Annotated in this window: 19 protein-coding genes; 12 read left to right on the forward strand and 7 right to left on the reverse strand. The window is 57.1% G+C overall.

Features of this window, described 5'->3' with window-relative positions:
• The first annotated feature begins 107 nt into the window (after positions 1 to 107).
• The 8 genes from HY282_18375 (at position 108) to HY282_18410 (ending at position 9,164) form a co-directional block, all read left to right on the forward strand.
• Positions 108 to 2,357 carry an aconitate hydratase gene (locus tag HY282_18375; protein ID MBI3805722.1) on the forward strand — a complete coding sequence of 750 codons (2,250 nt, stop codon included), beginning with the start codon at positions 108 to 110 and terminating at the stop codon, positions 2,355 to 2,357.
• Positions 2,358 to 2,417: 60 nt separating this feature from the next.
• The gene (locus tag HY282_18380; protein MBI3805723.1) at positions 2,418 to 3,101 is read left to right on the forward strand and encodes a (2Fe-2S)-binding protein; all 684 of its coding nucleotides are present in this window, start codon (positions 2,418 to 2,420) and stop codon (positions 3,099 to 3,101) included.
• Between the two features lie 35 nt (positions 3,102 to 3,136).
• Positions 3,137 to 3,841: a (2Fe-2S)-binding protein gene (locus HY282_18385; protein ID MBI3805724.1), complete on the forward strand. Its 705-nt coding sequence runs from the start codon at positions 3,137 to 3,139 to the stop codon at positions 3,839 to 3,841.
• A gap of 69 nt (positions 3,842 to 3,910) precedes the next feature.
• A complete protein-coding gene (locus HY282_18390) occupies positions 3,911 to 5,500 on the forward strand; it encodes an FAD-binding protein (GenBank protein ID MBI3805725.1) in 1,590 nt (529 codons plus the stop codon).
• A gap of 40 nt (positions 5,501 to 5,540) precedes the next feature.
• On the forward strand, positions 5,541 to 6,701 hold the full coding sequence (gene sucC, locus HY282_18395; protein MBI3805726.1) for an ADP-forming succinate--CoA ligase subunit beta: 1,161 nt from the start codon (positions 5,541 to 5,543) through the stop codon (positions 6,699 to 6,701).
• A 122-nt stretch (positions 6,702 to 6,823) separates the two neighbouring features.
• On the forward strand, positions 6,824 to 7,813 hold the full coding sequence (gene sucD, locus HY282_18400) for a succinate--CoA ligase subunit alpha (protein ID MBI3805727.1): 990 nt from the start codon (positions 6,824 to 6,826) through the stop codon (positions 7,811 to 7,813).
• Positions 7,810 to 8,499: a deoxyribonuclease V gene (gene nfi, locus HY282_18405; GenBank protein MBI3805728.1), complete on the forward strand. Its 690-nt coding sequence runs from the start codon at positions 7,810 to 7,812 to the stop codon at positions 8,497 to 8,499. The genes sucD and nfi overlap by 4 nt, the downstream gene beginning before the upstream one ends.
• Positions 8,500 to 8,951: 452 nt before the next feature.
• Positions 8,952 to 9,164, forward strand: a complete 213-nt coding sequence (locus HY282_18410) for a PEP-CTERM sorting domain-containing protein (GenBank protein ID MBI3805729.1) — start codon at positions 8,952 to 8,954, stop codon at positions 9,162 to 9,164.
• A 174-nt stretch (positions 9,165 to 9,338) separates the two neighbouring features.
• On the opposite strand, the gene mtnA is transcribed toward HY282_18410, so the two are convergent.
• From mtnA to HY282_18445, 7 genes are all read right to left on the reverse strand, one after another.
• Entirely contained in the window at positions 9,339 to 10,367 is a 1,029-nt protein-coding gene (mtnA, locus tag HY282_18415; protein MBI3805730.1) for an S-methyl-5-thioribose-1-phosphate isomerase, read from the reverse strand.
• A 73-nt stretch (positions 10,368 to 10,440) separates the two neighbouring features.
• Positions 10,441 to 11,226 carry an SUMF1/EgtB/PvdO family nonheme iron enzyme gene (locus tag HY282_18420; protein MBI3805731.1) on the reverse strand — a complete coding sequence of 262 codons (786 nt, stop codon included), beginning with the start codon at positions 11,224 to 11,226 and terminating at the stop codon, positions 10,441 to 10,443.
• Positions 11,227 to 11,260: 34 nt separating this feature from the next.
• Positions 11,261 to 12,325 (reverse strand): SUMF1/EgtB/PvdO family nonheme iron enzyme, encoded by a 1,065-nt coding sequence (locus HY282_18425; protein ID MBI3805732.1) that lies wholly within the window; start codon positions 12,323 to 12,325, stop codon positions 11,261 to 11,263.
• Complete coding sequence (locus HY282_18430; protein ID MBI3805733.1) at positions 12,322 to 13,788, reverse strand: menaquinone biosynthesis decarboxylase; 1,467 nt, start codon at positions 13,786 to 13,788, stop codon at positions 12,322 to 12,324. The genes HY282_18425 and HY282_18430 overlap by 4 nt, the downstream gene beginning before the upstream one ends.
• A gap of 72 nt (positions 13,789 to 13,860) precedes the next feature.
• On the reverse strand, positions 13,861 to 14,751 hold the full coding sequence (gene ubiA, locus HY282_18435) for a 4-hydroxybenzoate octaprenyltransferase (protein ID MBI3805734.1): 891 nt from the start codon (positions 14,749 to 14,751) through the stop codon (positions 13,861 to 13,863).
• Positions 14,752 to 14,794: 43 nt separating this feature from the next.
• Positions 14,795 to 15,529, reverse strand: a complete 735-nt coding sequence (locus tag HY282_18440) for an SUMF1/EgtB/PvdO family nonheme iron enzyme (protein MBI3805735.1) — start codon at positions 15,527 to 15,529, stop codon at positions 14,795 to 14,797.
• Positions 15,530 to 15,654: 125 nt separating this feature from the next.
• Positions 15,655 to 16,260, reverse strand: a complete 606-nt coding sequence (locus HY282_18445; protein ID MBI3805736.1) for a DUF98 domain-containing protein — start codon at positions 16,258 to 16,260, stop codon at positions 15,655 to 15,657.
• A 98-nt stretch (positions 16,261 to 16,358) separates the two neighbouring features.
• Between HY282_18445 and HY282_18450 the strand changes: the two genes are divergently transcribed.
• From HY282_18450 to HY282_18465, 4 genes are all read left to right on the forward strand, one after another.
• Complete coding sequence (locus HY282_18450; protein MBI3805737.1) at positions 16,359 to 18,095, forward strand: HEAT repeat domain-containing protein; 1,737 nt, start codon at positions 16,359 to 16,361, stop codon at positions 18,093 to 18,095.
• 14 nt (positions 18,096 to 18,109) lie between these two features.
• Entirely contained in the window at positions 18,110 to 19,552 is a 1,443-nt protein-coding gene (locus tag HY282_18455; GenBank protein ID MBI3805738.1) for an HD-GYP domain-containing protein, read from the forward strand.
• A 106-nt stretch (positions 19,553 to 19,658) separates the two neighbouring features.
• Complete coding sequence (recJ, locus tag HY282_18460; GenBank protein MBI3805739.1) at positions 19,659 to 21,425, forward strand: single-stranded-DNA-specific exonuclease RecJ; 1,767 nt, start codon at positions 19,659 to 19,661, stop codon at positions 21,423 to 21,425.
• On the forward strand, positions 21,419 to 23,596 hold the full coding sequence (locus HY282_18465) for a bifunctional (p)ppGpp synthetase/guanosine-3',5'-bis(diphosphate) 3'-pyrophosphohydrolase (protein MBI3805740.1): 2,178 nt from the start codon (positions 21,419 to 21,421) through the stop codon (positions 23,594 to 23,596). Before recJ ends, HY282_18465 begins: the two co-directional genes overlap by 7 nt.
• Positions 23,597 to 23,673: the final 77 nt, after the last annotated feature.

The raw sequence follows: 23,673 nt of genomic DNA on the forward strand, positions 1-23,673 counted from the left end.
GATAGAATAGAAGGTCTCTTAATTTAACACGGCAGGCTCGGGCGTCATCCCGGACCTGCCGGCAGGCGCGACAAAGCGGTCGGGCCTAACGTTGATGGAGGACGATGATGTCTACCGAAATGATTAAAACGCTATACCAATCGATGCCGGACCGTCTGGCGGCGGCGCGCAAGAAGTTCGGCCGCCCACTGACCCTCACCGAAAAAATCCTGGTCGCCCACGTCGATGATTTCGAGACCCAGACATGGGATCGGGGAAAGGCGCAGTTGGCGCTCCGGCCCGACCGGGTCGCGATGCAAGATGCGACCGCCCAGATGGCGATGCTGCAGTTCATGCAGGCGGGGAAGAAGACGGCGGCCGTTCCGAGCACGATTCACTGCGATCATCTGATCCGGGCACAGAGCGGGGCGAAAGAAGACATCGATCGCGCCATCAACGAGAATAAAGAGGTTTATAACTTCCTGGCATCGGCGGCGAAGAAGTACGGGATCGGGTTCTGGAAGCCGGGGGCCGGGATCATCCACCAGGTCGTCCTTGAGAATTACGCGTTTCCCGGCGCCTTGATCATCGGGACCGATTCCCACACCCCGAACGGCGGCGGACTCGGCGCCATGGCGATCGGTGTCGGCGGGGCCGATGCCGGCGAGGTGATGGCCGGTCTTCCGTGGGAAGTGCTCCATCCGAAGCTGATCGGCGTCCGTCTGACCGGGAGCCTCACCGGGTGGACCTCGGCCAAAGATGTGATCCTCTACCTCTGCGGTCTGTTGACGACCAAGGGTGGAACCAACAAAATCGTCGAATACTTCGGGCCGGGCGTCGAAACGATCAGCGCCACCGGGAAGGGGACGATCGCCAACATGGGGGCCGAGCTTGGGGCGACCACCTCGATCTTCCCGTATGACCAGAAGATGGCGGCCTATCTGAAGATCACCGAGCGGGAGGAGTGGGCGAAGCTGGCCGACGCGAATAAAGCGCTGTTGACCGCCGATCCGGAAGTCCTCCAATCGCCGGAGAAATATTATGACCAGGTGATCGAGATCAACCTCTCGGAGCTCGAGCCGCATGTCGTCGGCCCGCACACCCCCGACCTCGCCCGTCCGATTTCGAAGTTGGCGGCCGAAGCGAAGGAGAAGGGCTATCCGATCCAGCTCAAAGCGGCTCTCATCGGCAGCTGCACCAACTCTTCGTATGAAGACATCAGCCGGTCGGCCCACATCGCCAAGCAGGGATTGAAAGCGGGTCTCAAGGCCAAAGCGCAGTTTCTCGTCACCCCCGGCTCCGAGCGGATCTATCACACGATGAAGCGGGACGGCTTCATGCAGACCTTCGAAGAGATGGGGGCGACCGTTCTGGCGAATGCCTGCGGACCATGCATCGGCCAGTGGAAGCGGGAAGATGTGAAGAAAGGGGAGTCGAATTCGATCATCTCTTCCTTCAACCGGAACTTTCACGGCCGAAACGACGGAATCGCCGAGACCCTCTCCTTCCTCAGCAGCCCGGAGATCGTGACGGCGATGGCCTTTGCCGGCGACCTCACCTTCGACCCGGTGAAGGGGACATTGACCGCCGCCGACGGCACCCGGATCCAGTTCGAGCCGCCCCGGGGTGAAGAGCTTCCTGCCAAGGGGTTTGCGAAAGGGGAAGAAGGATTTATCGCTCCCGCGGAAAACGGCGACAAGCTCACCGTCGATCTTCCGCCGACCAGCGAGCGGCTCCAGATTCTGCAGCCGTTCCCCAAATGGGACGGGAAAGATTTCTCCAAGCTCCCGCTCCTGCTTAAGGCGAAGGGAAAGTGTACGACCGACCATATCTCACCGGCCGGTCCCTGGCTGAAGTTCCGCGGGCACCTCGATAAGATCAGCGACAATATGTTCCTCGGCGCCAACAACGCCTTTACCACGGAGGCGGGGAAGGCAAACAATGTTCTGACCGGCGAATCGAACCTCACCCCGGCGCAGGTGGCGCGTCAGTATCTGGCCAAAGGGGTTGGATCGGTCGTGATCGGCGATGAAAATTACGGCGAAGGAAGCTCCCGCGAGCATGCGGCGATGTCGCCCCGATTCCTCGGGGTGAAGGTCGTCATCACCAAGAGCTTTGCCCGGATCCATGAGACAAACCTCAAGAAGCAAGGGATCTTGCCGCTCACCTTTGCGAACCCGAAAGATTGGGAGAGCTTCGAGCAGAACGACCGGGTGAGCATTACCGGTCTCTCGCAACTGGCCCCCGGCAAAGCGGTCGATGTGGTGATTCACAAAGCCGACGGCAAGGAGATCAAGGTCCAGGCGAATCACAGCATGACGGCGCAGCAGATCGAGTGGTTCAAAGCGGGATCGGCGCTCAACGCGCTGAACGCCTAACGATGTCATCGCAGGGGCACAGCTTGCTGTGCCCCTGCTCGTTCGCTTTTTTGGAATATGATGCCGACGACGGAATCGACAGAGAAGACGAACTGGGTCACCGTAGAGATCATGGGGAAGAAGTATCAGGTTCCCCAGGGGATCACGCTGATTCAGGCGATGTGGCATACCGGCCACAAGATCACCCGCGGGATCGGCTGTCTCGGCGGCGTCTGCGGCGCCTGCTCGACCCTCTATCGGACCAAAGGGAGCTTTGAACTGAAGCAGGGGCTCGGCTGCCAGCTGATCGTCGAAGAGGGGATGTCGTTCTCCCTCTCCGCGCCGTTTCCGGTTCAGAAGCCGATTTACAAAATGGAAGAGATCACCGATCCGAAACAGGACCTCTTCAAATATTTTCCGGAAGCGGCCCTCTGTCGAAATTGCAACGCCTGCACCGAGGCCTGTCCGCAAGGGATCGACGTCCGAACCGGCATCTGGAAGGCGGTCTTCGGCGATTTTCAAGAGGCATCGAATTTATTTCTCTCCTGCGTGATGTGCAGCCTCTGTGTTCCGGTCTGTATCGCGGAGATCTCTTCCAACCAGGTCGGCCTTTATGTGCGGCGCGCTCAGGGCGCTTTCTTCACCCCCAAGCCGCCTCAGCTCTCCAGCCGGATCGAAGAGATTCAAGGGGGCAAGTACGAGGCCGATTGGGAGAAGCTGATGAAGATGTCCGAAGAGGAGCTCAAGACCTGCCCGATCACCTGATCACCCGACACCCCACATATTAGGAAAACGGCTTGATGTCCTATTCTGATCCCCAATCTCCCCTGGTCCGCATCGAGGTCGATGGCGCCGCGCACCCCGTTCCGGAAGGGATCACCGTTATTCAAGCGATGTGGAAGATCGGGCGGCCGATGATTCACGGCGTCGGCTGTCTCGGCGGCGTCTGCGGCGCTTGTCCAATCACCTATCGCCTTCCCGATCAGCTTACTTCAAAAACGGCGCTCGCCTGCCAAACGGCGGTTCGCGACGGGATGGCGATCACCTTTATCCCCTCCGACAGTTCAAAAAAAGCCATTGCGCTGATTCCAGCAGCGCCGCCGAATCAGAAGACCCTCTTTCAGTATTACCCGGAGACCCGCCGCTGCACCGCCTGCCGCGCCTGCAGCTCGGTCTGCCCGCAGGAGATCGACGTGATGGGGGGGGTGCGGGCGGCGATTAACGGCGATCTCTCCAACGTCGCGGAGAAGTTCACCAGCTGCGTGATGTGCGGGCTTTGCGCCGCGGTCTGTGAAGTCCAGATCCGGCCACACCGGGTCGGGATGTATGCCCGCCGGCTGACCGGCGCCTTTTATCCAAAGGAGGCGACCCGCCTGCTCCAACGGATTGAGGAAGTCCGGTCGGGAAAATATGAATCGGCCTGGAATCAACTCCTTTCGGCCGACGATGCGGCGCTGTCGAAGTATTGCAGCTCTGAGGAAGCCGCTCAGAAGCTGGCAAGCTGAAGACGATTGCGGAATGCGGATTTCAGAATGCGGATTTCGAATGATAAGAAAAATGATAAGGACAACTGAATGAGCCGTTTGGACGAATCGAAATCGCTTGTGATCGAGGCCCGCGCGGCACGGATGAAAGAGACCCAGGCGCTCCTTTCAGCCGAGGAGAAAGATGCGCTGATCCGTCGGTATCATCCCGATTTCAGAAAAGAGGCCTACCGGCCGATTCGTCTCGGTCCGAATCAGGGGGAGCAGACCGTTCATGAGCTCGCCAATCTGCTGGAGGGGGAAAGCCCGGTCGCCGCTGAAGCGATTTCCCTCTCGCCGCAGCATCAGGTCGATCTGCTGATCATCGGCGGCGGCGGGGCGGGCGCCACGGCGGCATTAACCGCAAAGGCGGCGGGGGCGAAGGTGCTTTTGGCGACCAAGCTCCGCTTGGGTGATTCCAATACCGTCATGGCCGAAGGGGGAATGCAGGTGGCGGTCTCCGCCGAAGACTCTCCGGTGCGCCACTTTCTCGATTCGCTCCGCGGCGGCTATATGAAAAATGATCCGGCGCTCCTGAAGACCCTCGTCGAAGAAGGACCGGAGGTGGCGAAATGGCTGATGGACCTCGGCGTTCTCTTCGACCGTGAGGAAGACGGCAACCTCAGCATCCGGGGGGGCGGCGGGAGCAGCAAGCCGCGCCTGCTCCGGTGTAAAGACTATACCGGGCTGGAATTGATGCGGGTTTTGAAAGATTGCGTCCTCAACGAACAGATTGAGCTGCTGGAGTTTTCTCCGATTGTTGAATTGTTGACCGACGGCGCCGGTAGCTGCACCGGCGCCATCTTAAAGAACCTCGACAACAACCAATATATTGTCGTTCAGGCCAAGTCGGTCCTCCTGGCGACCGGCGGCATCGGTCGGCTTCACATCCAAGGATTCCCGACGAGCAACCATTACGGCGCCACCGCCGACGGCCTTCCGATCGCTTATCGGGCCGGGGCGAAGCTGACCTTGCAGGACACCTTTCAATATCATCCGACCGGGGCGGTCTATCCGGAGCCGATGGCGGGGATCTTGGTGACCGAGGCGATCCGGTCGGTCGGGGCCCAACTGGTGAATGTGAAGGGGGAGCGGTTCATCAATGAAATGGAGACGCGCGATGCGGTCGCCTCGGCGGTGATCCGGGAGTGCGCGGAGGGACGGGGGGTCGAAACACCGGCCGGCCGCCGCGGGGTCTGGCTCGACATGCCGATGGTCGACCTCGTCAACGGCGAGGGGACGTTGGCCCACCGTTTTCCGAACATGCTCCGGCAGTTCTCCCGGTATCAGATCGACATCCAAAAAGAGCCGGTGCTGGTTTATCCGACCCTCCACTACCAAAACGGCGGGATTCAGATCAATGTCGACGGAGAATCAACGGTTCCAAATCTCTTTGTGGCGGGGGAGGCCTCCGGCGGGATTCACGGTCGGAATCGATTGATGGGGAACTCGCTCCTCGATATTATCGTCTACGGTCGGCGGGCGGGGCGGGCGGCCTCAAAACGGGCGACGGAGATCTCTTTCGGGTCGACGACGCTGCGCCACCTCGATCTTTTTCACGACGCGCAAAAGAAAGCGGGGGTTGTTCCGCAGACCGTTTCGCCGATGCTCTTTCCGGACTATGCCAAAAAAAATGAATAGTGAGTCTTTATTTTAACGACAATGGACAAAGGACGAATCGATGAACATTCATGAATATCAGGCCAAGGCCCTTTTCTCGAAATACCAGATTCCGGTCCCGAACGGCAGAGTCGCCTTTACCCCCGAAGAGGCACAGGCGGCGGCGAACGAGCTGAGCGGCTCCCTCGCGGTGGTCAAAGCGCAGATCCACGCCGGCGGCCGCGGGAAGGCGGGGGGGGTGAAGCTCGCAAAAAATAAGGCGGAGGTTGCGAGCTTTGCAAGAGCGCTTCTCGGAAAGGTCCTCGTCACCCACCAGACCGGTCCGCAGGGAAAAGAGGTGAAGAAGCTCCTGGTCGAAGAGGGGGTCGAGATCGCGAAGGAGCTCTACCTCGGCTTGGTTGCCGACCGGGGAACTGCGTCGATCATCCTGATTGCAAGCACCGAGGGGGGGATGGAGATCGAAGAGGTCGCGGAGCACTCTCCCGAGAAGATCGTGAAGCTGCCGATCGATCCGCTCCTCGGCTACCAGGCGTATCAGGGCCGGTCGATCGCATTTAAGCTCGGCCTCCCGAAAGAGGTCGTCAACCAGTGGGTCGGGATGATCGGGAATCTCTACCGCCTCTTTGTCGACAAGAACGCCTCGCAGATCGAGATCAACCCGCTGATCATCACCAAACAGCACAAGCTGATGGCGCTCGATGCGAAGGTGAACTTCGATGACAATGCCTTGATCAAAAGTGAGGACATCCGCGCGCTGCGCGATCTCGATGAAGAAGATCCGCTCGAGACCCGCGCAACACAACACGGCCTCAACTATGTCAAGCTCGATGGGACGATCGGTTGCATGGTCAACGGCGCCGGCTTGGCGATGGCGACGATGGATGTGATTAAGCTGGCCGGCGGAGAGCCGGCGAACTTTCTCGACGTCGGCGGCGGTGCCTCGAAGGAGACGGTGAAGCAAGCCTTCCAAATTTTGCTCTCCGATCCGAATGTGAAGGGGGTCTTCGTCAACATCTTCGGCGGGATCGTCCGCTGCGAGCGGATCGCCGGCGGGATCATCGATGCGGCGAAAGAGGTTTCGATCAACGTCCCGCTTGTCGTTCGTCTCGAAGGGACCAACGCAAAAGAGGCAAAGCAGATGCTCGCCGAATCGGGATTGAACCTGACCGTCGCCGATACGCTCTGGGACGGCGCGCAAAAGATCGTCGCGCAAGTGAGATAATTGATGTATCTGAAAATAAGCGAGCTGCCGGCACTGCCGGTGCAAGCGTGGGGTGTAGGGGCATCGGAGGACCTTTCTCCTTCCGTTGCCGCACAGGCCCCCACCTACAAATAGGAGCTTAAATGAGTATTTTGGTGAATAAGAACTCGCGCATCTTGGTGCAGGGGATTACTGGGAAGGAAGGGTCTTTCCACGCCGCCGCCTGTAAGGCGTATGGGACGAAGGTCGTTGCCGGAGTCACCCCTGGAAAAGGGGGAACCGAGTTCGAAGGGATCCCGGTCTTCGATACGGTTGAAGAGGCCGTTGAGAGAACCGGCGCCGATGTTTCGTTGATTTTTGTCCCCCCTCCCTTTGCCGCCGATGCGATCATGGAGTCGGCGCAGGCCGGCGTTCCGCTGATCATCTGCATCACGGAAGGAATCCCGGTGTTGGATATGATGCGGGTGAAGCGCTTTCTGGCCGACAAGCCGGTCCGGTTGATCGGCCCGAACTGTCCGGGGGTGATCACGCCGGAAGAGGCGAAGATCGGGATCATGCCGGGCTTCATCCACAAAAAGGGAAATGTCGGTGTCGTCTCCCGAAGCGGGACCCTGACCTATGAGGCGGTCTGGCAGCTGACGCAGCGCGGACTGGGACAGTCGACCTGTGTCGGCATCGGCGGCGATCCGATCAATGGAACGCACTTCGTCGACGTTCTTGGAATGTTCGAGAAAGACAAGCAGACCGAAGCGATCGTCATGATCGGCGAGATCGGCGGAGACGCCGAAGAACGGGCGGCCGAATACATCAAACTGCATGTAAGCAAGCCGGTCGTCGCCTTCATCGCCGGGATCACGGCCCCTCCGGGCCGCCGGATGGGCCATGCCGGCGCAATCATCTCGGGCGGCAAGGGGACGGCGAACGATAAAATGGCGGCGCTGGAAGCGGCGGGGGTGACGGTTGTCCAAAATCCGGCCCTGATCGGCGAGGCGATCGAGAAGCGATTGAAAAAGAAAGCGGCCGGTGCAGGGAGCCGGGTGAAAGCGAAGGCGGCTCCCAAGGCCAAAGCAAAGCCGAAGACAAAACCGAAAGCCAAGGCGAAATCGACTTCCAAGGCGAAGGCGAAGAGATGAATCCTCTGAATCTCCATCGCTGGGACGTTTCACCCCAAGAGGCGATCGAGATTCAGAACCGGCTCCGCACCGCGCTGATCCTCGATCGCGCTCCGGACGAAGTTCGGACGATCGCCGGCGTCGACGTCTCCAACGCGATCGGATCGAACCTCCTCTTCGCCGCAATCGTCGTCCTCGATCTGGAACATCTTCAGCCGAAGGGATTTTCAATTTTGGAGGTGGCAACCGCCTCCTTGGAAATCGACTTCCCTTATGTCCCCGGCCTCCTCTCCTTCCGAGAAATTCCGGTCGTTTTAAAAGCATGGGAAAAACTGCAGATCTTGCCCGATTGCCTGATGGTCGACGGACAGGGGATCGCCCACCCGCGGCGGATTGGAATCGCCTCCCATCTCGGTCTTCTCGTCGATCTTCCCGCGATCGGTTGCGGAAAGTCGCGGCTGATCGGATTCCATCGCGAACCGGGGCAGGCCCGCGGCGATTGGTCCCCTCTCATCGATCGGGGGGAGACGATCGGCGCCGTGCTCCGGACCCGCACCGGGATCGCGCCGGTCTATATTTCCCCAGGTCATCGGATGACGCTCGACCGCGCTTTAGAACTCGTCCTCTCCTGCCAAATCCGGTATCGCCTGCCGGAGCCGACCCGGTTGGCCCACCAATTCGTCAACGAAGCGCGCCGCGCGGCATAGCGATTCAGTCGGATCGAACAAAGCATTCTTCTCATTCAGCGACGGAAAACTTGACGCCTGTTCCGTGTTTATTTCGTCCGAATCATCTTAATAAGGTGAGTATACTTATTGTATTCAAACGATTATCAATATTTGCCATCTAGGATGAGCGACGGAAAAGTTTACACGTGGGCGGAGGCCGATCAAGGCGCCGATTTTATTTTTGAACTAAATCGGGTGTTTGTCAGGATTTCCTCCGTTGGCATATCCTTTGCTTTTATACTCGGATATACACATCCTGCGGTGTCCTCCTCCTTCTCCTCCTGGTTATTTATAAACGTTCGTATCGTTTATCACTCGTAAACAGCATTGTCTTTTTAATATGCGATCTAGCCTGTCGCTAGAGCGGAAAGCGGTCTATAAGGGTGCCGCTGTTATCCAGGAATGGAATGTCTTTTACTCAAGGAGGAGAAATGAAAGCGACAAGAATGGGTTTGTTTTTAATCGCGGTGTTTATCTCGTCATGGACGGGGATGGCTTCTGCTGCGCCACCCCAGCCTGTTCAAAATCTGATCAATAACGTAACTTCGAGGGTCAGGCAGGTTCCGGAGCCGACCACCCTCTTATTGGTCGGGGGGGGATTGGTCGGGTTCGCTGCCTGGAGAAAGTGGCAGGGACCGAAATAGGCAGATAAGGTTGTTACGCTATTTCTGTCTGTAACGACAGGAAGATGTCATTGGGTTGTTTAGGTTATTTTGAAGGGGTGCAGCTTTCGTCTGCACCCCTTTTTTATTTGCTGGATGCAGCGTCTTCTTTTTAGAAACCCGGAATTCGATGAAGCCATGTTTGCTTGATGCAGGTTATTTCGAGGAGAGGTTTTTAATCTCTTCCGGTTTGAACGCCCCCTTTTCGGTGATGATCCGGCTGATGTAGCGGGCAGGGGTGACGTCAAAGGCGGGGTTGGCGACGGAGATGCCGGAGGCGGCGATCTGCTTTCCCCCCATGTGGGTGACTTCGTTGTGGTTGCGCTCTTCAATCGGGATCTGATCGCCCGACGCAATGCTAAAATCGATCGTGGAGGTCGGCGCGGCGACATAGAAAGGGATCCCATGCTCCTTCGCCAGGATGGCAACGGAGTAGGTGCCGATCTTGTTGGCGGTGTCGCCGTTGGAGGCGATCCGGTCGGCGCCGACGATGCAGCATTGGATCTTTCCTTGCTTCATGAAGAAGCCGGCCATGTTGTCGGTAATGAGGGTCACTGGAATTTGATCTTGCGCCAGCTCCCAAGCGGTGAGCCGCGCCCCCTGCAGAACCGGCCGGGTCTCGTCGGCAAAAACCGAGATCTTCTTATCCCTGTCCCAGGCGCTTCGAATGACCCCCAGCGCGGTCCCATAGCCGCCGGTGGCGAGCGCCCCCGCGTTGCAGTGGGTCAGCACCCCGGCGCTGGCGGGGACCAACGTCGCGCCGAATTTCCCGATGTTCCGATTCATCTCAATGTCTTCGCGCAAGATGGTATCCGCTTCGGCCAGCAAGATCTTCTTCAATGCCTCAGACGATTCATTCCGGCGGGAGCGTGCCGTCTGCTTCATCCGCTCGATCGCCCAAAAGAGGTTCACCGCGGTCGGACGGGTGGCGGCGAGCAGATCACAGCTCGGAAGAAGCTGCTGGTAGAAGTCGTCAAATGATTTTGCAGAGATCTTCTGCGCCGCCAGCGCAATCCCATAGGCGGCGGTGATTCCGATCGCCGGCGCCCCGCGGACCCAGAGCTCCTTGATCCCGCGCGCGACCGTCTCGACCTCTTTGCAATCGATGTAGACGACTTCGGTCGGCAGCTTCGTCTGATCGAGCAGCCGGACCGCCCCTTCTTTCCATTCAACAGCGTTCACCATGGGGCGATTGTAGGGGAAGAGAGAAGGGATTGTCAATTGATTTGGATGATTGAAGAAGAGACTTGCGGATCTCTTACTCGGCTGACTTTGCACAACGGAAGCCGATGATCGGATCTCCCTTGTCGGGATCAGCGTAGAAACGGGTGGTGGTCCGGGTGAGGAGGCGAAGCGCCCCCGGTTGGTCGCCGGCGGCGCCGCCGCGAATGACGCGGAAATTCTTCCAGAAGGCCTCGGCGCGATAGGGGTTATTGGGGTAGGGGCGGTAGCGGTCGGCGGTCCATTCCCACCCATGGCCGACCATCGCTTCCGTCCCATAGGGGGAGAGGATCGGTTTGGGAGGTAAAGCCGCCTGAACGGCTTTTTCAAGCTCGGGATCGAATTGATTTCCCCAGGGATAGATCCGGCCGTCGGTGCCGCGCGCCGCTTTCTCCCACTCTTCTTCCGTTGGAAGGCGCTTGCCGAGGGAGCGGCAGTAGTCGGACGCCTCCTGCCAGGTGAGATGGGTGACCGGCCGATCGGCGGTGGTCTTGTCCACCTTGAGGGGGAGGGGACGTCCGGTCGCTTTTGCATATTTTTGATACGCTCGGTTGCGGACCTTGTCCCGATCGATATAGAACGAATCGAGATAAATCGTGTGCGCCGGGCGCTCGTCGGTTAAGAGCGGTTTGTTCGGAAAGATCGAAGCGAGATTGATTTCATGGCTCGTCTCGTTGGTTCCCATAACGAATTCGCCGGCAGGAACCTGCACCATGTCATACGGCGTGGGATCTTCTTTTTTGAGACGGCGGGTGATCAAGGAAGCCAGGAGGATAATAAAGAAGAGGGCCGGTGTCCATTTCGACTTCGAGAACGGTCTCATTGGCGCTTAAACCTCTAGAATTTTATTATCCGATTCATTTCACGTTTTTTCCGCTTGCATCTTTCCCGCAGCGGAAGCCGAAGCCTTTGTTCCTGATTTCTGGGGTGAAGCGGCTTCGATTGTAAGAGGGAGCCGAGAGGCCGCAGCCGTATGAGAGACAATCATACCACGATCCTCCCCTTAAGACTTTGTTTTTGTTTCCGTAGTGGATATTGGGAATTTGATTACCGGGATAGGGAAGGTACCAATTGCTGACCCACTCATAGACATTCCCCGCCATGTCGTAGAGACCATAGGGGCTCTTTCCCTCCTCAAAGCTGCCGACCGGCATCGTGTCCCCCTTGGAGACATCAATTCCCTTGGAGAGCCAGTACTGCGGGGTGTTTGCCTTTTTGAAGTCGAACGGGTTTCCCCAGGGAAAGTGGCGGCCGTCGGTGCCGCGGGCCGCCTTCTCCCACTCCTCTTCTGTGAGGAGGCGTTTCCCGGCCCATTGGCAATAGGCGTCGGCATCGTACCAGCTGACATAAACCACCGGATGGTTTGCTTTGTTGGGAGGATAGCTGCCGTTGCGCCAATGGACCGGCGGCTCCGCGCCGGTGGCGTCGACGAAGCGTTTATACTGTGCATTCGTTGTTTCATAGGCATCAATGTAGAAAGCTTTTACGAAGACCTTGTGCTCCGGCTGCTCGTCCTCATCTCCTGCTCCTTCCCCGGTCGGGCGGCCGTTATTCCCCATGATGAACGATCCCGCCGGGATCAGCACCATCCGCTGCTCGGTGATTTTTTCTTCTTGCATCTGAACCTGTACCGGCGCCGGTTTAAAATCATAAGGGGGCGAGTTGGGGTGGCTGCCGTGGCACTCTTGGCACTCCGGCTTCGAGGTGTCGGTCTGGAGGGCGGCGCGATTGGCGTGGCAGTGAAGGCAGCGAGGGTCGGTCACCGCGCGATGACCCGGGAGGGGAGTCGCACGGGGGGTGGGGCTCTCGGAGAAAGAGGATGGCCCTGAGAAAAGATTTTGAGCGGGGGCCGTCCGGGCACCGAAAAAGAGAAGAGATAAGAGGGCCGAGAGGATTGCAAGCAAAGAAAAAAACGGCTTCATCGGTCAATTCCTAAATCGTTCCAGATTCGGTCGATCCGCTCGACCACCTTTGAATCCATGACAATCCGCTTTCCCCATTCTCGATGCGTCTCGGGGGGAATCTTCGTGGTGGCGTCGATCCCCATTTTGGAGCCGAGTCCCGATTCGGGTGAGGCGAAATCGAGGTAATCGATCGGCGTATTTTCAATCGTGAAGGTATCGCGCGCCGGATCGACCTGCGTTGAGATCGCCCAGATGACATCCTCCCACTTTCGGACGTTAATATCAGAGTCAACCACAATAATGTATTTAACATAAAGAAATTGTTTTAGGAAGCCCCAGATACCCATCATCACCCGCTTGGCATGCCCTGGGTACTCTTTCTTCATCGATATGACCGCGATCCGGTAGGAGCAGGCCTCCATCGGCAGGTGAAAATCGACGATTTCGGAGAAATTTTGCCGCAACAAGGGGAGGAAGACCCGGTTGAGCGCCAGGCCGACGACGGCGTCTTCCCGGGGCGGCCGGCCGGTCGTCGTGGTGAGATAGATCGGGTCGCGCCGATGGGTGATGCATTTGATGCGAAAGATCGGAAACGGCTCGACCGAATTGTAAAAGCCGGTATGGTCGCCGTGCGGGCCTTCGTCTGTCATTTCGCCGGGGTGGATCTCTCCTTCAATGACGATCTCGCTGGTCGCCGGCACCTCGAGGTCGACCGTCCGACAGCGGACGAGCTCGACTGGCTTTTTGCGGAGAAGCCCCGCGAAGTGGAATTCGCCGATCTGATCGGGGACGGGGGTGACGGCGGCGATCGTCATCGCCGGATCGCAGCCGAGCGCAACCGCGACCGGCATCGTCTTCCCCAGCGCCATCCATTGCCGCCAGTGCTTGGCGCCGCCCCGGTGGGCGAGCCAGCGCATGATCGTCGTCCGCTTATCGATCTTCTGCATCCGATAAATTCCGATATTGTATTTTCCCTCATCGCCGGACGGCGGCTTGGTGATCACCAAAGGCCAGGTGACCTGCGGTCCGGCGTCGTCGGGCCAGCAGTGAAGGATCGGAATGCGGTCGAGATCGACCTGGTCTCCTTCCCAGACAACCTCCTGACAAGGGGCCCGTCCGACCCGCTTGGGAGAGAGATGCAGAATCCGTCCATAGAAGGGGAGATGTTTGACGGCGTCGATGAATCCTTTCGGCGGTTCCGGGTGTTGTAAGAAGGCGAGGAACTCGCCGATTTCCAACAACCCGGCTTCATCGGTATCGAGCCCCAAGGCGACCCGCTCGATCGTTCCATAGAGGTTGATCAAGACCGGCATGGAATATCCTTTGACCCGTTCGAAGAGGACGGCGGGACCCTGCTTCGCCAGGAGGCGATTGTAGATCTCGGTGATTTCGAGCTTGGCATCGACCTCTGCCTTCACCCGAACGAGCAGCCCCCTTTTCTCGAGCATCTCCATGAACTCGCGCAAATCGTAATATGGCATCTCTCCTCCACTCTTTTTTACGGAACCGGTTTAGTATCACTCTTAATCACGCGTATCACGCCTGTAACTCGGCTAACCTCCCTTATTGAGCGAACTTCTAAAATGATAATTTAATACAATTCCCGCCAGAATAATCAATCCAATCCAGACGTGCGATCGGAAAATCGTAAAGAGGGCGGCTCGCGACGGCGCTCCGCGAAGGAGGACCGCCTGCGTTGAAAACAAGAGGGCCGCCCCGGTCAGGGCGATGTAATAGACCGGCTCCATCCGGAGCGTTCTTCCGGCGAGGCTCAGAAAGAGAATGACCAAGGCATAGAAAATTCCGATCGCGATCCAGCTTCGCGCGCCGAAGAGGACGGCGGTGGACTTCACGCCGATCCGGAGGTCGTCGTCCCGATCCATCAAGGCGTAGACCGTATCGTAACCGGTCGCCCAGAAAAGGTTGGCGAGCAGTATCAAAAAGGGGGTGGCCGCCAGCTCGTTTCGGACCGCCGTCCAGGCCAGGATCACCCCCCAGCTGAATGCGACCCCCAAGACAATTTGCGGCAGATAGGTATATCGCTTTGCGAAGGGATAGAGGGCCGCCGTCAGCAGCGCGGCGAAGCTCAGGAGGATCGTCAGCGGGTTGAGCAAGAGAACCAAAAAGAAAGAGAGGGCCAATAGAACAAAAAGGACGGTCATCGCTTCTACCAGTGTCAGGCCGTTTCGGGCCAGCGGCCGATCCTTCGTCCGCTCGACCTGCGCGTCGAATTTTCGGTCGGCCATGTCGTTCATTACACAGCCGGCGCTCCGCATCATAAAAGAGCCGAAGACGAAAATGACGAGATGAAGGGGGGTCGGCTTTCCCTCGGAGGCGACAAAGAGCGACCAGAGGGTCGGAAAGAGGAGGAGCAGGGTGCCGTACTGCTTGTCGAGCCGGATGAGGTTCGAAATCTCTTTTCGCTTTTGCCAGAGATTTTTCATGAGATGGATCTGGCTCCGTTGGGTTGGGTCTGCTTGGGCCGGTTTACTTCGCACATCGAAAACCGAGGTCGTCCAATTTTTCTCCCGGGGGGTCATAGGCCCGGGCCGACGCACGGGCGTACACTTCCAAGACCCGCTGATAGGCCCCCTTCGGGTAGTGCCCCAACCCGAGAAAAGAGAGCCCGCGAACAACACGGGATTTCATTCCGAAGTCTTTTCCCTTCAGGGTGCTTCCCGGATAGGGAAGGTACCAGCTGTCGGTCCACTCCCAAACGTTGCCGATCAGGTCATCGATGCCGTAGGGGCTCTTCCCGGAAGGAAAGCTTCCGACCGGCCGGGCGGTCTGGTTGGCGTCGGGACCTGCGGAGAGATTGGCGCGGCTGGGATCGAATGATTCCCCCCAGGGATAGCGGCGGCCGTCGGTGCCGCGCGCCGCTTTCTCCCACTCCGCTTCGGTCGGCAGCCGCTTCCCGGCCCAGCGGCAGTAGTCGTTTGCGTCGTACCAGTCGACATGGGTGACGGGATGCCGCTCTTTTTCCCTTTCAAAGCGTCCTCCAGGCCAGTCGTCGGGAGGGGGGTGGTCGGCCGCCTGGACGAACCGCGCGTATTCCCCCTGTGTGACCTCCTGCCGGTCGATGTGGAAACCGGGAAGGGATAGCTTCTGCCGGGGATGTTCGTCTTCAAACCAGGGCCGGGGAAATCCCAACTGCATCGCTTCACCGCTTTCGTCCTCTTCATCCGAGCCGAAAATGAATTCGCCCGGCGGAATCCATGCCATTTCGGGAGGGTCGGTTTCCTGATCCAGTTGAACCGGCTTTCTCGCCGTGACCGGCTCGTCCGTCTTTCGAGGTTCCGATTCGAAAGGCCTTCCGGCTTGGGTCGTGCAAGAAAGGAGAGCGATCGCTAAAAAGAAGAGAGCGAGGGTGAGAAGACCTCGGAGAGGACCCCCAGGACCTGGTCGGAAATATTTAGTCGGTAACGTCTTGCCCACAATAACTCATTTCGCGGCAGCCCGAATCCTTCGGCGACTTCGGGAAGGGCAAGCTGCGAGATTTCCAATTGATCCCGGCGTGTCGGAAGGCGCTGCATCTCGAGGATTCGACCGATCGGTTTTAGGCCGAGCAAGATTTCCTGAGACAGGTCGGGCTTCAATTTAGAGAGGGGGAACAGGGAGACCGCGAATATTTTCCGCTCACCCTTTCCAGGGGAGACCGATTCGCCGATCTCAGCGCCGGAGGCCGACGCTTTTGACGGCGCCCGCGATGTTAACCAAACCGTCCGCTCGATCCCTTTTTCACCGGCCGGAACCCCCATCGATGCGGCCGGCTCGGTGTCGATCGATACTTCTCGCTGCGCTTCGACCGTGATTCCGATCGGTCCGAGCAAAAGCGACTCGAGATGCTGAATCAGCGTTCCATCCGACGTGAGGAGAAGACGAAGGAGCGGATCGACGGAGTGCGATCGACAATGCGTTCGAAATTCCTCCCGATTCATCCATTTATTTTTCATGAAATCTTAATCTTACTCAAATCGAAATTTCATGTCAAGTTTTTGACTTTATCACCATCGTCGGATATACTTTCAATGCCTTTTTCAGGGTGGGCAACATGGATAATCCAGTTGATACGCGCATGGCCGATGAGGAAATCGATGACGAGGGAGCGCTCGACAAAGAGGAGCTCAAATCGGTCAAAGAAATTATTCAATCTCTGACCAAGACGTCTAAGACCGTTCAAATATACCTTCCGAATAATCAAATCCATCAAAAATTCATCAGTGAATTGTTCGACCGGCTCAGCCAGCATCTCTCCACCTTCGGGATGCTCCGATTGCGCATCAAGCAGTTTGAGCTGCTCTGGGCGGGGCAGCCGGTCTACGAAAACGCAAACCGCTTGGAGAGCCTTGCCTTTAAACTCTTTATCGACGGGTTGAGAGAGCTGTCATTCCACCCCGGGATTGAGAAAGAGGAGGTGATCCTCTTCCTGGAGGTGATCGGAAACCGGGGAGGAGAGGAGACCAAAGACGATGATGTGGTGACCCTCCTTTGGGAAAGACATCTTGTCCATATAAAGTATTTGGTCGTCGACGACCTTCAGGGGGATTTTCAGGCGGAGGAGTGCAAGGAAATGCAAACGGTCGCTCCGAGCCCGGATCGGCTAAAGGAGGTCTTTATCCAGGAGGCCGCCCCCGTTTCTCCACGGATGGTTTTAAGTGCTCCGAAGGGGGTTGAGATCCCCTCGCTCCACATCTTCCGACTGACGGAGGAAGAGATCCGGAAGATCAAAGGAGAAGTGCAGGAGGAAGAAGATCTCGATGTGGTGGCGGAACTGGAAGGAATCCTCTTCGACATTTTGCGGATTGAGCGGGATCCGGTTCTTTTCGCCGAGATCCTTGGGATCATCGACCAGATCTTCGAGGGACTTCTGATAAAGGGGGACTTTCGCCATGCCCAGACGATCCTGGAGTTCTTTGAGGAGATGAGGGATCCGTCGAAGGGTCTTTCCCCGGTGTTGATCGAGCAGATTGAGAAAGCAAAAATCGAGGCGGTGAGCTCGAAAAAAGTAATGACGCTTGAGGGGATGCTCGATGAATGTGAGCCGGAGCGTCTGGAGGCGTTTTATTCCTTTCTCCTCCTTTTCGATCCGCAGGCGGTCCCTCCTCTGGTGGAGCTCTTGGGAACGCTCAATAAAATGAAGCCGCGGCGGGTCCTTTGTGAAGCGCTCATTAAGATCGGTGCAGGACAAGTCGATTTCCTCATCTCAAAATTGGAGGATGATCGCTGGTACCTGGTGCGCAACCTGATCTATATTTTGGGAAAAATCGGCGACCGGCGGGTGCTCAAAAGCTTTCCACGGCTGATCCATCACAAAGATGCAAAAATCAGGAAGGAGCTGCTCCACGTTCTCGAGACAATTGAAGATCCGAAGACCACCGACCTCTTGCTGAAGATGGTGGCCGACCCCGAGCTCTCAAACCGGCTCTTTGCCGTTCGCGCGCTGGCGAAGCGAAAAGCCCGACCGGCGCTGGAGCCCCTGATCGGCATGCTCTCCTCCAAAGAATTCGAAGTCAAAGAGCTTCAGGAAAAAAAAGAGATCTTTGACGCCGTTGCCCGTATCGGCGGCGATGAAGTGGTTCCACGCGTGCAGCGGTTTTTGAAAACAGGATGGAGCTTATTTAAAAATGCGCATGTCGAAGAGATGGGGCTTTGCGCGGCCTCTGCGTTACAACGAATCGGAACCCCGCCGGCGGTGGAAGCGCTTCGAGAGGGGAGTGTCTCAAAAAGCAAGGTGATCCGGGATGCTTGCATCAAATCCCTCGGTCTGTTGGGGGACGGAAAGAGATGAGCGCAAACAGGGCAGTGCGGACATATGACGAAGAGCGCGCCCAGCTGGGGAAGCATTTGATCAATCAGCTGGCCATTTTAATTAAAACTTCTCAGATCCATGATGCCGGGAACATTGCTCTGAAACAGCCGGCCGAAAATTTTTGTAAAACATTAGACGATCTTTTTGTCGACGACCCGGAGGTCTCTCTCAACCTTGAAGGGGATACCCTCTACCTGGGCGACATGAAGCTGAAGCTCGATATTGACGTTTTCACCAATTTCATGTTGATCAGTGAAGAGATGAAGAAACGGGAAGTAGGGGGAATGGTTTTCTCACGGGGAATCGGCGAGGGGGAGATTCGAAAGTTTTCCTCGCTCTTTTCCTGCCTCGACCCACGGCTTCCCGACCCGTTTGAGCGCTTGCAGAAGGAGATGGAGCGTGCCTCGCTTCAGAATCCTCAAATCCTCCTCTGGGAGGAGAAAGAGGAGAACGAAGAACTTAAAGAACAAAGTGAGGATCTCTTCAAGGACAATAAAGAGCTGGCGAAAAAGACCTATTTTAATACGGTGACGGCGGTCGGCGAGGTGATGGACAGTGTCAAGCTCCGCCAAGCGGTCAGCCTCAAGCGGGCCAAGCGGGTGGTTCAATCGATGGTTGATCTGCTTTTGCAGGAAGATTCGACCTTGTTGGGATTGACGACATTAAGAAGCCACGATGAATATACGTATAACCACTCGGTAAACGTTTGCATCCTGGCGCTGGCGATTGGGCAGCGGCTTGGATACAGCAAAAAACGGCTCTGTGAACTGGGAATGGCGGGCCTTTTTCATGACCTCGGAAAATTCGGCATCCCCCTCGATGTCTTAAACAAGCCGAGCGACTTCACCGAAGAAGAGTGGAAAATCATGCGACGTCATCCGATCTTTTCCGTCAAAGAGTTGGTCCGGCTAAAAGGGGTGAATGATATGGCGATCCGCGTGATGATCGGCGCCTTCGAACATCACCTCAATTACGACCTCTCCGGCTACCCGAAGCTGGCGACCAAGCGAAACTTAAGCCTCATCGGCCGGATCATCTGTATCGTCGATTGTTACGATGCGCTCACCTCCTCACGGGTCTATAATCGGGTGCCGTTCGCTCCCGATAAAGCACTCCGGTTTATGCTGAGCAAGAGCGGAAAGGCGTTCGATCCGATTTTGATGAAGCTTTTCGTGAATGCCATCGGGGTTTATCCAATCGGAACGCTGGTTCTCCTGAATACCCGCGAGGTGGGGGTGGTCTATTCCTCCAATCCCAATCCGGAGCGGGGCGATCGCCCCAAGATCAAGCGGGTGATTGACGCCTCCGGGAACGAGACGGAGGGTGAAATAATTGATCTCTGTGAACAAGATGAGAACGGCCATTTTAAGTATGAGATTGTAAAGATGATCGATGCGACCCAGTATAAAATCGACGTTGCAAGATACTTCGTCTAACCCCTTTATTTACCGCCGTTTGCCCCTTTTCATTGCTTGACAATCCCCTTTGATGCCTCTACGATAAAGAACAGAGACAAAATGAGGTCGTCCCAGGAATGATCTAATGATTGAATTAATTAGGGAAAATACACCAATTTGGAGAGAGCGGGCGGCTGATTCGGCTGATTCGAAAGAAGTCATGCGTCTTTCCGAGGAGCTTTTGATCTCTCCCCTGGCTGCCCGGCTGTTGGTGGGGCGGGGGCTCCGCTCTTTGTTCGATGCAAAGCGATTTCTGTCGCCTTCCACAGATCTGCTTTACGATCCCTTTCTCTTCGATGGGATGGAGCCGGCCGTTTCCCGGATCTTGTCGGCCATCGAGCGGGGCGAAAAAGTTCTGATCTATGGTGACTATGATGTAGACGGCATCACCGGCACCGCCCTTTTGGTTGAACTCTTTCGACTGCTCGGTTATCCGGCGGCCTACTATATCCCGGACCGGTTCAGCGAAGGATATGGTCTGCATGTCGCCGCATTGCAGCAGGCCGCTTCCGACGGAATGTCGCTTGTGATTACCTCGGACTGTGGAAGCACGGCGCATGCCGAAATTGCCGAGGCTTCCCGTCTTGGGATCGACGTCATCGTCACCGATCACCATCGAATCGAGGGGGTGCCCCCGCCGGCGGCCGCTATTTTGAATCCTTACGCCCCGCAGGAGCGGCCTTATCCGTTCGATGGGCTCTCCTCGGTCGGTGTCGGCTTTAAATTGGCGGAGGCGGTGTTTAAACGCTGCGGCCTCTCGGCATTGGCACTCCGTCCGCTCCTCGATCTGGTGGCACTGGGAACGGTGGCCGATGTCGCCCCCCTCGTCGGCGAAAATCGCTATTTTGTCAAAGAAGGGTTGGAGGTGATCCGGGAGGGAAGACGGCCTGGCATTGCTGCGCTCTTTGAAAAAGGAGGCGATGCGCCCGGTTCCGCAACGGAGCGGACCTTGGCCTATGCCTTGGTCCCGCGGCTCAATGCGGCCGGCCGGCTCTACCATGCCAAGGAAGCGGTGGCGTTGCTGACCGCGGCGTCGCCCGAGACCGCGCTCGTTCAGGCGGAGCGCCTTGATCATTACAATCAAGAGCGGCAGGAGATCGAAGCGAAGATCTGGAAAGAAGCCGATCGGCAGGTCAGGGAGCGCCAGGATCTCGACCGGGAACCGGTCCTGGTCCTCTCCTCAGAGGAATGGCATCCGGGTGTGGTGGGAATCATCGCGTCTCGTCTGGTCGAGCGGTATCAAAGACCGGCCATCGTCATTGCATTGTCGCCGGAGGGGATCGGCCGCGGTTCAGGACGCTCCATCGGAGGGATCGATCTATTTCAAGCCGTTTCCTCTTGTCGCCGCTGGCTGAATAAGTTCGGTGGGCATGCCGGAGCGGTCGGTTTGACGATTCAAAAAGAGCAGATTGATCCGTTCCGGGAAGCGCTTTCCGATCTGCTCCCGCAATGCGCCGTTGTCGAAACCGCCAAAAGGCCTTTGATCGACGCCGAGATCGATTTGGAGAGGCTCACCTTCCGGTTGATGCAGGAAATAGCGCCGCTGGCGCCGTTCGGACCGGGTCATCCCGCGCCGGTTTTTTTGGTCAGAGGTGTCTTGCTTATTTCATTGCGCCGGGAGCCGGACCGTTCCGTCTATTTTAAAGTCCGCAATCAGAAGGGCTGGACGCTCGACGTTGTGGCGCCTCGTCATCTGACCTTTGATTGGGACGCCTGCAACGAAGGGGCGAAGGTCGATCTGGTCTTCACGCCGGAGCAAAGCCGGTGGCAGGGTGAAGCACGCATTTTTCTAAGATTGAAAGAAATTTACCGGCAGACGGAGGGGGATGATCCCCGTAAGGAAGGATGTTGAGTCGATTGATTTTTAAAGAACCTCCCGCACAAAAGCTGACGTTGGATGACATCGTCATGCGGATCAAGGCCTATGCGCCGCAGACCGACGTTTCTCCGCTGAAGAAGGCGTATGGCTTTTCATCGAGAGCGCACGAAGGACAGCGCCGGCAGTCGGGGGAGCCGTTTCTTCAGCATCCCTTGGAAGTCGCCGGAATTCTGACCGAGCTGAAGCTCGATCTTCCTTCGGTCGTCGCCGGCCTGCTGCACGACGTCGTCGAGGATACGTTTCATACCAAAGAGGAGTTAAGACGCGAGTTCGGAGACGACATCGCCAACATCGTCGACGGGGTCACTAAGATCGGTAAAATTGAATTCAGAAATTATCAAGAAAAGCAGGCCGAGAATTTCCGAAAAATGATCGTCTCGATGGCGGAAGATATTCGGGTGATCTTGATTAAGCTGGCCGATCGGCTCCATAACATGCGGACCCTCGATGCGCTGGTGGAAGAAAAGCGGGAGCGCATCTCACAGGAAACGCTCGAAATTTATGCCCCGTTGGCCAACCGCCTTGGGATCGGTTGGATCAAATCGGAGCTGGAAGATCTCTGTCTGCGCTATCTCAAGCCCGACATCTATAGCTCGGTGGTCCAGAAAGTGGCGACCGGCCGGGAGGAGCGCGAGCGGTACATGCAATCGGTCACAGACGCCGTTTTGAAGACGTTATCGGAAAATCGTTTTATGGGAAAGGTGACCGGGCGCTACAAACATATCTTCGGGATCTATCAGAAGATGGAGAAGCGCGGCATCCCATTCGATGAAGTCTATGACATCATGGGGATTCGGATCATCACCGATACTAAAATGAGCTGTTATGCGATTTTGGGATTGATCCACTCGCTTTGGCGGCCGGTTCCGGGGCGATTTAAAGACTACATTGCCATTCCCAAATCGAACCTCTATCAGTCGCTCCATACCACCGTGGTCGGACCTGAAGGAAGGCATGTCGAATTTCAAATTCGGACGGATGAGATGCATCGAACCGCGGAGGAAGGGATCGCCTCCCACTGGACCTATAAAGAAGGGGGCCAGCTCAATCCGAAAGATGAGCGGACCTTCGCATGGCTGAGACAGCTGGTGGAGTGGCAGCAGGAGCTTTCCGATACGCGGCAGTTTATGGATTCGGTCAAGACCGATCTCTTTACCGACGTTGTTTACATTTTTAGCCCGAAGGGGGATGTGAAGGAGCTGGTGAAGGGGGCGACCCCGATCGATTTTGCCTATGCCATCCACACGGAGATCGGAAATCACTGTGTGGGGGCCAAGGTCAACGGGAAAATCGTCCCGCTTCGGTATCAGCTGAAAAGCGGCGACGCGGTCGAGATCCTCACCTCGCCGACCCATGCGCCGAGCAAAGATTGGCTGAAGATCGTCAAGACCTCCAAGGCCAAGGCGAAAATCAAGCACATCATCAAGGAAGAGGAGCGGGCCCGCAGCCTCGATATCGGAAAAAAGATCTTGGAGCGGGAGCTGAGGAAAGAAAACCTCAGCCCGTCGGAAGTCTTCAAATCGGACCAGATCCTGACCGGCCTGAAAGAGCAGGGGATTCGATCGATCGAGGAGCTCTTCGTGGCCATCGGATATGGCAAGGTCTCCGCGCAGCATGTGATCCGGCCGCTGCTGCCCGAGCCGAAGATGAAGGAAGGGTTCAAGGACAAGCTGATCAAAAAAGTCGGGCTGGCCAAGAGTGAGGTGAAGGTCAGCGGGCTCGATGACATTTTGATCCACCTCTCCAAATGCTGCAACCCTGTTCCGGGTGACCAGATCATCGGCTTCATCACGCGAGGACGGGGTCTCTCGATCCATACCGTCGACTGTCCGAACATCGATGAGCTCGATTACGACCAAGACCGTTTGGTCGAGGTCGATTGGGACAAACGGGCCGACGCCACCCACCCGGTCGATATTTCGGTGTTGACCCAAGACCGCCCCGGCCTGCTTGCCTCGGTCTCTTCCTCCATTTCGGAAGCGGGGGCGAACATCAGTCAGGCGGAGATCATCACCACGGAAGACAAAAAAGCGACCCTCCACTTTGTCATCGATATCATCGATACGAGACATCTGGAGAAGGTTCTAAAAAACGTCGAGAAGGTGGAAGGGGTGCTGCAGGCGCGCAGGGTGAGAAAAGGCTGACACGCCTCAACGGGGCGTTCGGAACAGCGAGCTTGAGGGGGATGCTAGAAGACCCTGTGCGGTATCCGGCATTTTAA

It is taken from the genome of Candidatus Manganitrophaceae bacterium, assembly GCA_016200325.1.
In the GTDB taxonomy this organism is placed as follows: Bacteria; Nitrospirota; Nitrospiria; order SBBL01; family Manganitrophaceae; genus Manganitrophus.

Bases quoted from the DNA above. Each gene is read 5' to 3' on its own strand.
- nfi (MBI3805728.1), top strand. From the start codon at position 7,810: ATGAATCCTCTGAATCTCCATCGCTGGGACGTTTCACCCCAAGAGGCG.
- HY282_18380 (MBI3805723.1), top strand. From the start codon at position 2,418: ATGCCGACGACGGAATCGACAGAGAAGACGAACTGGGTCACCGTAGAG.
- HY282_18385 (MBI3805724.1), top strand. From the start codon at position 3,137: ATGTCCTATTCTGATCCCCAATCTCCCCTGGTCCGCATCGAGGTCGAT.
- HY282_18390 (MBI3805725.1), top strand. From the start codon at position 3,911: ATGAGCCGTTTGGACGAATCGAAATCGCTTGTGATCGAGGCCCGCGCG.
- HY282_18420 (MBI3805731.1), bottom strand. From the start codon at position 11,226: ATGAGACCGTTCTCGAAGTCGAAATGGACACCGGCCCTCTTCTTTATT.
- HY282_18375 (MBI3805722.1), top strand. From the start codon at position 108: ATGTCTACCGAAATGATTAAAACGCTATACCAATCGATGCCGGACCGT.
- HY282_18410 (MBI3805729.1), top strand. From the start codon at position 8,952: ATGAAAGCGACAAGAATGGGTTTGTTTTTAATCGCGGTGTTTATCTCG.
- HY282_18445 (MBI3805736.1), bottom strand. From the start codon at position 16,260: ATGAAAAATAAATGGATGAATCGGGAGGAATTTCGAACGCATTGTCGA.
- HY282_18440 (MBI3805735.1), bottom strand. From the start codon at position 15,529: ATGGCATGGATTCCGCCGGGCGAATTCATTTTCGGCTCGGATGAAGAG.
- HY282_18425 (MBI3805732.1), bottom strand. From the start codon at position 12,325: ATGAAGCCGTTTTTTTCTTTGCTTGCAATCCTCTCGGCCCTCTTATCT.
- ubiA (MBI3805734.1), bottom strand. From the start codon at position 14,751: ATGAAAAATCTCTGGCAAAAGCGAAAAGAGATTTCGAACCTCATCCGG.
- recJ (MBI3805739.1), top strand. From the start codon at position 19,659: ATGATTGAATTAATTAGGGAAAATACACCAATTTGGAGAGAGCGGGCG.
- HY282_18430 (MBI3805733.1), bottom strand. From the start codon at position 13,788: ATGCCATATTACGATTTGCGCGAGTTCATGGAGATGCTCGAGAAAAGG.
- HY282_18465 (MBI3805740.1), top strand. From the start codon at position 21,419: ATGTTGAGTCGATTGATTTTTAAAGAACCTCCCGCACAAAAGCTGACG.
- sucC (MBI3805726.1), top strand. From the start codon at position 5,541: ATGAACATTCATGAATATCAGGCCAAGGCCCTTTTCTCGAAATACCAG.
- HY282_18450 (MBI3805737.1), top strand. From the start codon at position 16,359: ATGGATAATCCAGTTGATACGCGCATGGCCGATGAGGAAATCGATGAC.
- mtnA (MBI3805730.1), bottom strand. From the start codon at position 10,367: ATGGTGAACGCTGTTGAATGGAAAGAAGGGGCGGTCCGGCTGCTCGAT.
- sucD (MBI3805727.1), top strand. From the start codon at position 6,824: ATGAGTATTTTGGTGAATAAGAACTCGCGCATCTTGGTGCAGGGGATT.